Source organism: Pseudoalteromonas rubra (assembly GCF_005887115.1).
Classification (GTDB): Bacteria; Pseudomonadota; Gammaproteobacteria; order Enterobacterales; family Alteromonadaceae; genus Pseudoalteromonas; species Pseudoalteromonas rubra_F.
Genome location: NZ_PNCJ01000116.1, coordinates 1 through 266, shown reverse-complemented (window position 1 = coordinate 266; position 266 = coordinate 1). Strand labels below are relative to the sequence as shown.

General features: G+C 53.0%; 1 protein-coding gene. It reads right to left on the bottom strand.

The features are described from left to right. Positions 1-266: patatin-like phospholipase family protein (locus CWB98_RS24290; RefSeq protein ID WP_212751167.1), on the bottom strand; the 266-nt coding region annotated here is incomplete at both ends.

Below are 266 nucleotides of genomic sequence, written 5' to 3'. Positions count from 1 at the left end.
ACCTATGATTGAGCCCCCCGACACACAGGAGATGACCTCAATATGGCGCAGCTGATCTTGTTCAGCCAGGGCGGCCAGCACACCAATATGATACAGCGAGGCGCGAAATCCGCCGCCGGACAAGGCAAGACCGGTTTTACCCTGCATAATGGCACTCACCTGAGGCATAGCTTTAGCAGAATCTCCTGAGCTATCTGGAAAAAACAATGCCATCAGACGCAGCTCTGATTGGGAAAGGTCATGAGTTTGCTGCTCTGATTGCGCCA